Source organism: Microvirga arvi, assembly GCF_016892765.1.
GTDB lineage: Bacteria > Pseudomonadota > Alphaproteobacteria > Rhizobiales > Beijerinckiaceae > Microvirga > Microvirga arvi.
In genome coordinates, this window is sequence record NZ_JAFEMD010000104.1 from 1 (window position 1) to 10,115 (window position 10,115).

Consider the following 10,115-nt stretch of genomic DNA (forward strand, 5'->3'; position numbering starts at 1 on the left):
CCGTAGCTCGCATCCAGCCAGCAGACTGAACGTCAACAGGAAGCAGTCATTGAGAGGCATCATGGCAACACGATCGAGCAGGTCTTCGCAAAGATCAAAGCGCATCTACGCAAGGCCGAAGCCCGGACTGTTGACACGCTTTGGCGAGCGCTCGGTGACATCTGCAACCTGTTCGAACCACAAGAGTGCTGGAACTACCTCAGAGCCGCCGGATATGCGTCCGATTAAGGAGCCGATGCTCTAGCACCATGTCGATGGCAGGGATGGCCGTCAGGCGTGCGACGCTCTCGTCCGCCAATTGACCGCCGGATGCGCGGAGATCAATATCGCTCGCATGCCGACGTCGACGTCGGCCCAAGCCGCGCCGTCATCTTCACTTACGGACGGATCAGTCTTCCCATGAGATCGTGCAGCTTGCCAGCCACGGAACGGCTGTTCCCCTGCCAATCGCGCTTGGAGAAGAGTTCGCAGCTCCACCAGTCGGCATATCCGGTGGCTTTGACGGCATCCACCCATTCCTGGAGATCGAGCACACCTTCTCCGGTCGAGACGTTGCGGAGTACAGACTCGTCGGGAATCCCGCCGGCAAACTGTCGGGAATCGCAGACATGGATCCCATAGATGAGTCCTGCCGGGAGCTTCGCAACCTGCTCGGGTGTATCGCCCGACACGTAGCAGTGCCAGAAGTCAACTATCAGACGAACGTTGTCGCGGCCGGTCCGTTCGATCACCTCAAGCTGGTGCTCAAGCTTGTTGAGCGGCGTCCAACCCAGAGCCTCGAAATTGACGAGGAGACCAAAGTGCTGCGCCCGGTCCGCCAAGGCGGCGACATTCGATGCCGTTATCTTAATTTGTTCAGCGATGTCCAGACCCAACAGACCGCTATATCCCGCGAACCCTGTCTTCGACATGTATGCACGGACGGCGTCGACCTGGATCGGGCCCGTGATGAGCTGGACTGCGGTGGCGCCGGCTGCTGCAGCCAGCTCGAAATGGAGTTCGGCCTCCTTCACTAGTTCGTCGAACGCCTCACCTGTGCGCTCAATATCGGTCACGAAGCCGAGCGTCGGAATATTTAGGCCCATCAGGGTCTGTCGAAGCTCTTCCTTTGAGTAACCGGCTTCCAAGTAGTTCCCGACCTTGGAGGCCGACAGCTCTATGCCGTCGAAGGCGATCTCCCGGGCGAGTTCCGCGTCCATGGCGAGCGTAGAGTATTTCGTCACAGTGGTGTGGAGGATCAGGGAATTGGTCCGATCGGTCATGGCAGGGCCCTCGGCTCCTCGTGCTGGGTGTAAGGTAGGGTTGGAACGCAGCTCAGCTAGACAGCCTTCGCCGCGATGCTTTGGTTGACCTCTGGTAGTGTGTCCTTCCACAATTTCCCTGTCTTGAGCATTTCCTTGGCCAGTCGGGAGGCTTCTTCGTAGCCGACCAATGGAACAAGCTCAGTGAAGTTGGCGGTGCTCGCCTCAAGGTTCGCAAGGCATCGTTCCTCGTCCGCCTCGATGAGCTCAACACACCGAGAGCGAAAGATATCGGCAGCGTTGCTGAGGAGCGCCAGCGACTGCAGCAGGCTGAAGGCTATCAAGGGTTCAAATGGGTTCAGTTGGAGCTGACCGCCCTCGGCCGCAAACGTGACTGCCAGGTCGCTGCCGATGACGTGGAAGGCCACCTGATTGACCATCTCGGGGATCACGGGGTTTACCTTGCCCGGCATGAGCGACGAACCTGGCTGCATCGGCATAAGCTTGATCTCGCCGAGGCCACCTCTTGGACCGCTCGAGAGGAGACGCAGGTCATTGGCAATCTTGCTCAGCTTGGTCGCGACGCGTTTCATCACGCCGGACACGTGCACAAAAACGCCGGTGTCCCAACTCGCTTCCACCAAGTCGTACGCGCCACGCAGTTCGAGCCCGGTGATCAGAGCCAGCTCAGGAACAACCTGTGCACGGTAGTCGGCCGGCGCCGTGACACCCGTCCCAACGGCTGTACCACCGAGGTTCACCTCGGAGAGCAAGCTCAATGTGGAGGATAGGCGGTCGACATCTTCCCGGATCGTAGTACCGAATGCACGGAACTCCGCTCCCAATGTCATAGGGACCGCGTCCTGCAGTTCCGTACGACCGAGCTTCACGATGTGCTCAAACTCGACTCCTTTTGCAACGAACCCGTCGGAGAGACGCAAGAGGGCTTCGCAAAGCGTTTGTATCTGACGGGCGACAGCGATCCTGACGGCGGTGGGATACACGTCGTTGGTGGACTGGGACCGATTGACATCGTCATTCGGGTGGAGGCGTTCGTAATCGCCGCAGGGGCGGTTCATCAGCTCCAACCCACGATTGGCGATGACCTCGTTGATATTCATGTTGCTTGAGGTGCCAGCACCGCCCTGGAAGACGTCCACTGGGAAGTGGTCGAGATGCTGGCCCGTTGTGATCTCATCGCAGACGCGTTCAATGATCTCGGCTTTCTCGGGGGGGAGCAAGCCCAGACGCGCGTTCGTTCTGGCAGCGGCCTTTTTGGTCTCGGCAAGCGCTTTGACCAGTTCCGGAAATTGGGAGAGGGTGATGCCGGAAACCCTGAAATTGTTGACGGCTCTCTCGGTTTGAACCCCGTACAGCGCATTGAAAGGAAGAAGGAGGGAACCGAGCGCATCGCGCTCGGTCCTCGTATTAGATAATCTAGCGTTTGGCATGGTTCAGGCTTTGGGGTGCAGTTCGATTGCAAGCCAGATGGAGTCGGTATCGGCGTAGTAGCGGTGCCAGGGGTAGGTCCACTGGTTCTCGTCCGTAACTCGGCAGAAGGGATCGTGTGAAGCGCCGATCGGCAGCACGACATCCTCGTAGATCGTACTCTCGTCACGCTCGCGGAATTTCTGCATGCGGCCGATGCCGTGGATCTGGGTGTGCACTTCGAGGAAGGGGTGTTCATTGTGGATGAAGCAATCCGTGTCGCCCGGTGACCACCAGAGGTTCAGCCGCAGATCGAACTCCTGCTCGTGCTCGGGAGTGGACCTCTCGTTGGTGAACACGAAGGGGTCGGTCCGCACGGTGCCTGCATGGTCGAACGAGGAGATGTAAAGCGGTGTATCCCTGGGAAAGCTGCGGATGCGGTTGCCCAGCCAATCCCAGCCCCGGAGGCCGGCTCCGCCTAGGTTGGTCTTTCTCCGGACCTTGATGAGCGCGGCCTTCTCGCCGTCGCGTATGATTCCGCCCTTCAACCAGGTGGACTTCCACGCGGGCACGATCGCCGGATGCTCGTCGCCGGTGATCAGCGGTCTTGGCGAGAGGTTTACCACCACGGCATCGTCGACGGCGAAATTCCTCGGGTTCTCGACCAGCTCCGCGTAGATAAAGTCGTCGGCAAATGCCAACTTCCTCACTTCATTTGTCATTAGCTCCTCCGCTCGCAAATTCTCCTGGGAGGCTAAAACACCATGGCGACGGTCAGGGTGACCATTTCGCGACGCATCTTTTAGTGACGCAGAGTGACGCAGATGACCTCAGTGCGGCATGATCATGTCGGGATTGTCGCCGAGATACTCTCGGATTTCCCGTGGAATACTCGGATGGTTCATGTCGAGCGTCGTCGTGCCCTCCAGGTCAGAGCGCGTCAGGAGGCCCGGCTTGCGATAGTGCAACGCCAGTCGGGTCGAGAAGGGTTGGCGGAACATGCTGGCCGCGATGCCGCTGGTTATACCGAACATGAACGTCTTCGAACTGCGCTGGACTGCGGACAGAATTCCGAAGGTCAACTCGTTCCGCTGGATGCTCTCGAAGTCGATGGTGAAGACGCGACCTTCGATCGGCAGAACAAAACCATGATACCGGAACGTATACGCCGTCATGCTTGGGTTGTCGTGGCTGGGGAATCGTTCGACGTAGGTATGCTGTAACAGGTCCGGACCGCGATAGATGCAGAGTGATGCCTTGAGTATCCTGCGTTGATAAATCGACGAGTACTGGTAGCGATCGTAGACACCTACTAACGACGGCCCGGATGTCTCGGCAGAGCCCATCACGGATGATAGGAATTTGATCGCCTGGGGTTGGCGACGCAAGCGGTTGAACGTTTCGAAGAAATTGCCTTCGACGAGAGCCTGGAACTCATCGCTGTCGGAGAACATCACCTCCGGGCTCAAGCCAAAATAATTGGCGATGATGCGGGTGTTGGCTTTGGAGGGCAGGTGCTTGCCGGCCAGGTACTTGTTGAACTGCTGCCGGTTGATCTGCGCCTTCCGACATATGTTGGACACGGATCCGCGCTGGTCGCACACATAGCGGAGATTGGCCGCAAAGCGCTCTATGCGCGTTAGATCGAGATCGTCTTCCTGCATAGCTTATACTCCTCCCTCGCATGCTTGCGCTTCATAATGCGTCAGTATTCGTATGCGTGCGAAGTTGCAAGCGCGCTCTCCGTTAACGAGCATTTAGGTCAAGAGCGTAGGGACGAACTTGGCGCCAAGATACTTTTTGCGGTCGACCGCCGCGATGAAAGAGGGAGGATGACGATGAAGCTCACCGGTGGTGAAGTTGTAGCGCGGGCACTCAAGGACTATGGGGTGGAGTATGTGGCAGGCGTGCCAGGACATGGCATCTGGTCCCTTTTCGACGCCTTCCTGCAGCCGGAATCACAGATCCCGTTCATCCAGGTGATGCACGAGCAGAGCGCTGTGCACATGGCCGACGGTTACTTTCGGGCCTCCGGCAAGCCGATGGCCTGCGCAACCTCGGTCGGTCCTGGGGCTACGAACACCATCATCGGTCTCGCGACTGCCTATACCGACTCCACCTCGTTGTTCTACGTCTCGGGTTCGCCGCAGACCTACATGCATGGTCACGGAACCATGCAGGAGATCGAGCGCCAGCAGGACAACGCCTTCGCTCGCATCACCGAGCAGGTGACCAAGCGGACGTGGCAGGCAAGCTCAGTCAAGGCACTGCCATCGATCATGCATCGCGCATTCAGCGAGATGTTAACCGGTCGCCCGGGTCCGGTCCATGTCGAAGTGCCAATGGACGTGCAGGTCGAGGCCGAGGACGTGACCATCCACCCGCTGGACAAGCGTCTGCCGATCGGCATCGCCTATCCGGATCCCAAAGCTATCGAGGCCGCGGTCAAGGTCCTGATGTCTGCAGAGCGCCCGGTGATCGTGGCCGGCGGCGGGGCGATCACCGCCAATGCCTCTGAGGCGCTCACCCAACTCGCTGAGAAGATCGGTGCCGCTGTGTCCATCACATGGAACGGCAAGGGCGCTATCAACGAGGACCATGAGCTATTCGTCGGTGCGGTGGGCCAGACCGGCACCACGGCCGGCAACAGCATTACGGCATCGGCGGACGTGATCGTTTCCGTCGGCTGTCGCTTCACCGACTGGTCGGCATCCTCCTATGCCAAGGGCGTCAGTTTCTCGATTCCGCCGGGTCGCCTAATCCACATCGACCTCGACCCTCGCGAGATCGGCAAAACCTACCCGACCGAGGTCGGCATCGTCGCTGATGCCAAGGTCGCTCTTGAAGCCATCGTTTCGCTGCTCTCGGATGCGGACTCTGCCAAGGCGCTGTCCAAGCGCGAGAGCTTCCTTGCCGATATCAACAAAGCCAAGGCGGACTGGGTCGCCCAAGTCTCCCCCCGTGAGAGCAGCCATGAGACGCCGTTCACTTCGCAGCGTCCACTTGTCGCCCTTCGCAAGGTGCTCGACCGCGATGGCATCGTGGTGGTTGGCTCCGGCAACACCCAAGGCTCGGTCAAGCAGAGCTTCAAGATTTACAGTCCGCGCACGCATATCACGTCCGGATCATTCTCCCCGATGGGTTGGGCTGTGCCGGCAGCCATGGGCGCCAAGCTCGCCATGCCTGAGCGCCAGGTGGTCGCCATCGTAGGCGACGGCGACTTTATGATGTCCCTTCCGGAAATGGGCACGGCCGTGATGAACGGCATTAACGTGGTTTTCCTGGTCCTCAACAACCAGGGCTATATGTCGATCCGCGGCGGTCAGCGCAAGTTCATGGGTCGCCACGTTGCGTCGGAGTTTAATCACCACGCGGGCAATGGCGAACCTTACTCGGCCGACATCGCAGCGACGGCTCGCGCCTTCGGTCTCGAAGCATGGCGCGTCGAGAAGAATGAAGACTTGGAGAAGAGCTTGAAAGCCGCTTTGGAATGCGGCGGTCCGGCCTTGGTCGAGGTGATCGTTTCCAGAGACGCGGCCGGCCCGTTCGCCACCGGCTGGTGGGACTTCCCATCGCCGTCCTACTACGAGAAGGAGCAGGCGGACTACGCCGCGATGCGCGCCAAGGAGCAGCATCTTTAATCGGCTGGAGCCCGCGCGCGGGCTCCTCGCACCTCGTCCAGAACAACCGAGCGGCCTGCTCCTGGCATTGACCGGAGTGCCGATCAAGAGAGACTTTTACCATGATCCGCCACATCAAGATCGCGCGTATCCAGCAGGGCGTCACGACCGATCCCGCGGTGACCGCCACCGTCACCGATTTGCTCAAGCAGGTGGAGGAAGGCGGGGACGCGGCAGTTCGGCAGTTGAGCATCAAGTTCGACGGCCTCGATAGAAGCAGCTATCGGCTCGGAGATTCCGAAATCAAGGCGTGTATCGATGGTCTCACGAAGCAGGAACGCAGCGACCTCGACTTCGCGCAGACCCAGGTCCGAAATTTCGCCGAAGCTCAGCGGGCTACCATGCTGGACCTCGAGGTCGAGACACTTCCGGGCGTTGTCCTCGGCCACAAGAACATCCCAATCGCCAATGTCGGATGTTACGTGCCAGGCGGCAAATACCCGCTCTTGGCGTCGGCACATATGACCGTGCTGACCGCTAAGGTCGCCGGCTGCGACCGCGTGATCACCTGTGCGCCACCGTTCAAGGGCGAGATCGCTTCCAAGATCGTGGCCGCACAGGCTCTGGCGGGAGCCGACGAGATCTACGTGCTCGGTGGTGTCCAGGCCATTGCCGCCATGGGCTATGGCACAGAGACCATCCGACCGGTCGACATGCTGGCAGGCCCGGGCAACGCATACGTGGCCGAGGCCAAGCGGCTTATGTTCGGTCAAGTCGGCATTGACCTTTTCGCAGGTCCGACTGAAACCCTCGTGATCGCCGACGACAGCGTCGACGGAGAGATTGTTGCTACCGACCTTCTGGGACAGGCGGAGCACGGCTCCAACTCGCCGGCAGTCCTCATCACTAACTCCGAGAAGCTGGCCAAGGACACGTTGGCGCAGATTGACCGCATTCTCGAGATCCTTCCCACGGCCGCAGTCGCAGGCAAGGCCTGGGAGGATTTTGGCGAGATCATCCTCTGCGACACGATCGACGAGGTGATTGCCGAGGCCGATCGCGTCGCGTCCGAGCACGTGCAGGTCATGACAGAGGATCCGGACGTATTCCTTGATCGCATGAAGAACTACGGCGCGCTTTTCCTGGGTGCCCGTACCAATGTGGCGTTCGGCGACAAGGCAATCGGTACCAATCACACGTTGCCCACGCTCAAGGCCGCCCGTTATACCGGCGGGCTCTGGGTCGGGAAGTTTCTCAAGAACTGCACCTACCAGCGGGTCCTGACCGATGAGGCGTCGGCCATGATCGGCTCCTATGCCTCACGGCTGTGCCACATGGAAGGCTTCGTCGGCCACGCTGAGCAGGCGAATATCCGCGTGCGGCGTTACGGTCGGATCAACGTCCCTTACGGCTCGGCCGTAAAGGCTTCTTGAGGTAGCCAAGGGCGACTGCGAAAGCATAGGGTAGAGACCAATGGCCAACTGCCTGATTTCTATCGATTTTCACGCTTAATCGCTAGGCCATCCGGCGGCGCGACATTCTTCCCACGTCGCCGGATCACTTTCCTCCTCGAGCGTCGAGCGAGCAGCCGTACAATTCGTTGCCTTCGACTAAATCCAATCTTTACCAGGCCCTTGGATCACTGAAATGGACGCGGATCTCATTATCATCGGGTCGGGTGTTGGCGGGGCCACATTGGCCTCCGCCGTGGCGCCGTCCGGACTCAAGGTTCTCATTTTGGAGAAGGGGCTGAAGCTCCTGCCCAGCAAGGAGTCCCGTGATGACGCCGCTATCTTCCTGCGAGGCCATTTCGCCCCAACCGAGCAATGGATGGGGTCGGACGGCACGCCGTTCGTCGCCGGCAACTATTACGCTGTGGGCGGAAACTCGAAGTTCTACGGCGCGGTGATGTACAGATATCGTGAGGAGGACTTCTTTCCACGCCAGCACATGGAGGGCAAATCTCCCGGTTGGCCGCTTCGCTACGAAGACCTTGAGAGCTGGTACACCAAGGCTGAGCAGCTCTTCCGAGTTCGCGGGACAATCGGAGAGGATCCGACCGAACCGCCGCGCAGCGGACAATATCCATTCCCTGCGGTACCAGACGAGCCTTCCATGCATACGGTGCGCGAACGTCTGCGCCGAGCAGGAATCCATGCGGCATCCTTGCCACTGGCGATCGACATCGATGCATGGCTGGCCGAAGGAAAGACCGGCTGGGATGCCTACCCAAATACCGGGAAGGGGAAGATAGACGCAGAATCCGGTCCGCTGACCGACGCGTTGGCGCATCCCAACGTGTCTCTGATGACTGAGACCGAAGTACTGCGTCTCGAAACCGGCGCGGACGGTAAGACCGTCGTCGCTGCCATCGTTAAGCGCGATGGCAGAGAGGAGCGCCTCACAGCTAGAGCCTTCGCAGTAGCGGCCGGCGCTATCCAATCGGCCGCGCTGCTGCTCCGATCCGCCAACGCCGCCAACCCCACAGGTCTCGCGAACCGCTCGGATCAGGTGGGACGCAATTTCATGAACCACAACAGCACTGCGATGATCACCATCGACCCCCGTCTTCGCAACACGTCCGTCTACCAGAAGACGCTGAGCTTCAACGACTTCTATAACAGCGATCCGAAGACCGGATATCCATTGGGCAATGTCCAGGGGCTGGGGCGCCTTACGGGCGCGGTACTCAAAGCGAATATTCCGGCCTTACCCATGCCGATCGCCCGGATGGTATCGGCCTATGCATTCGGCTGGTTCCTGCAGAGCGAAGACTTACCCAATCCCGAGAGCCGTGTGATGTGGAAGGATGGCCGCATCGTTATGCATTGGGAACGCAGCAACATGCGTGCCCACGAGACGCTAATTGAGCGCACGCGGGAAGCGATGAAGAAGGCCGGTTTCCCTATCGTACTTTCACGCACCTTTGGGCGCAAGACAACCTCGCACCAGTGCGGTACCGCACGATTGGGCAACGACCCTTCCACGTCGGTGGTAACCACGGAACTGCGTTCGCACGATCTGCCGAACCTCTGGATCACGGATGCTTCCGTCCTTCCGACCTCGGCTGCAGTGAACCCGGCGCTGACTGTATCCGCGCTCGCGCTCAGAGCGGCTCCCACTCTGGTGGAGTACCTGCGGTAGGTAGCGATTGATGCGAATGAAGAAGGCTGGCCCTTCTGGGATGATGTGGGTTGACGCACCAACGGGGTCGCAATGCTTTAGTTCGCTGTATCCTGCCGGATTATAGACGACCTTGGCCATTGGTCATCTGTGTATCCACGACGGTCTGCCCACCTCGCAAGAGAGTAGGAGATGCTGAGTTGGACTGTAGCGGCAATGATCACCTATGGTGCAGGTAGAGGTAGAGTCGCCGTAGTGGTAATCTAGGCTATCCCATGAGGCGGAGTTGTTGCGCGGCGTCTTGTCCGCGGCCTTCCATCGCAGCATAAGCTCTGAATTTGGCATTCCTGACACCTAAGCGCAAAAGCAGTTATCCTCAGCAAACCGGACGTTCTGAACATGCAGGGAATCTCGGTTCCCGACTCGTTCTGGACCGTTCAAGTCATCCACATCCTTGTCACTCCAAGGACTTTCTCAGCCAGCCAAACGTTGCTCGCCGGGGGAGACGCGTTGTCGACACCTGCAGCGTCTAAAGCACTGATAACTCAGATGAGTTCTGCTCGAGGCCGTGTATCGGGTGGTGTATAGAGAGGAATGCGACCCATGTGCAGGCCCGCCGGACCGGATTAGGGCTTGGCAGGCAACTATTTGCCAATTCAAGTTCGCGGCGAGAGCGTGTAATTCCACGTGGGACAGACGGCAT

At 59.4% G+C, this 10,115-nt stretch carries 7 protein-coding genes; 3 read left to right on the plus strand and 4 right to left on the minus strand.

Translation table 11 applies throughout. The features are described 5' to 3' along the window. Positions 1–377: 377 nt before the first annotated feature. The 4 genes from ILT44_RS28745 to ILT44_RS28760 form a co-directional block, all read right to left on the minus strand. A complete protein-coding gene (locus ILT44_RS28745) occupies positions 378–1,262 on the minus strand; it encodes a sugar phosphate isomerase/epimerase family protein (protein ID WP_204243033.1) in 885 nt (294 codons plus the stop codon). A gap of 56 nt (positions 1,263–1,318) precedes the next feature. After that, on the minus strand, positions 1,319–2,692 hold the full coding sequence (locus ILT44_RS28750; RefSeq protein ID WP_204243034.1) for an aspartate ammonia-lyase: 1,374 nt from the start codon (positions 2,690–2,692) through the stop codon (positions 1,319–1,321). A gap of 3 nt (positions 2,693–2,695) precedes the next feature. After that, positions 2,696–3,391 carry a hypothetical protein gene (locus ILT44_RS28755; protein WP_204243035.1) on the minus strand — a complete coding sequence of 232 codons (696 nt, stop codon included), beginning with the start codon at positions 3,389–3,391 and terminating at the stop codon, positions 2,696–2,698. 108 nt (positions 3,392–3,499) lie between these two features. Next, positions 3,500–4,333 (minus strand): helix-turn-helix domain-containing protein, encoded by an 834-nt coding sequence (locus tag ILT44_RS28760; RefSeq protein WP_204243036.1) that lies wholly within the window; start codon positions 4,331–4,333, stop codon positions 3,500–3,502. A gap of 174 nt (positions 4,334–4,507) precedes the next feature. Here ILT44_RS28760 and ILT44_RS28765 point away from each other — a divergent pair, with 174 nt between their 5' ends. The 3 genes from ILT44_RS28765 to ILT44_RS28775 all read left to right on the plus strand — a co-directional run bounded on the left by ILT44_RS28765 (position 4,508) and on the right by ILT44_RS28775 (position 9,433). Further along, positions 4,508–6,310 carry a thiamine pyrophosphate-binding protein gene (locus ILT44_RS28765; RefSeq protein ID WP_204243037.1) on the plus strand — a complete coding sequence of 601 codons (1,803 nt, stop codon included), beginning with the start codon at positions 4,508–4,510 and terminating at the stop codon, positions 6,308–6,310. A 101-nt stretch (positions 6,311–6,411) separates the two neighbouring features. Next, positions 6,412–7,722, plus strand: a complete 1,311-nt coding sequence (hisD, locus tag ILT44_RS28770; protein WP_204243038.1) for a histidinol dehydrogenase — start codon at positions 6,412–6,414, stop codon at positions 7,720–7,722. A 214-nt stretch (positions 7,723–7,936) separates the two neighbouring features. After that, positions 7,937–9,433, plus strand: coding sequence for a GMC oxidoreductase (locus ILT44_RS28775; RefSeq protein WP_204243039.1), 1,497 nt, complete (start codon positions 7,937–7,939; stop codon positions 9,431–9,433). Positions 9,434–10,115: the final 682 nt, after the last annotated feature.

Coding starts and splice junctions, on each gene's coding strand:
- ILT44_RS28750 (WP_204243034.1), bottom strand. CDS start 2,692: ATGCCAAACGCTAGATTATCTAATACGAGGACCGAGCGCGATGCGCTC.
- hisD (WP_204243038.1), top strand. CDS start 6,412: ATGATCCGCCACATCAAGATCGCGCGTATCCAGCAGGGCGTCACGACC.
- ILT44_RS28775 (WP_204243039.1), top strand. CDS start 7,937: ATGGACGCGGATCTCATTATCATCGGGTCGGGTGTTGGCGGGGCCACA.
- ILT44_RS28760 (WP_204243036.1), bottom strand. CDS start 4,333: ATGCAGGAAGACGATCTCGATCTAACGCGCATAGAGCGCTTTGCGGCC.
- ILT44_RS28755 (WP_204243035.1), bottom strand. CDS start 3,391: ATGACAAATGAAGTGAGGAAGTTGGCATTTGCCGACGACTTTATCTAC.
- ILT44_RS28765 (WP_204243037.1), top strand. CDS start 4,508: ATGAAGCTCACCGGTGGTGAAGTTGTAGCGCGGGCACTCAAGGACTAT.
- ILT44_RS28745 (WP_204243033.1), bottom strand. CDS start 1,262: ATGACCGATCGGACCAATTCCCTGATCCTCCACACCACTGTGACGAAA.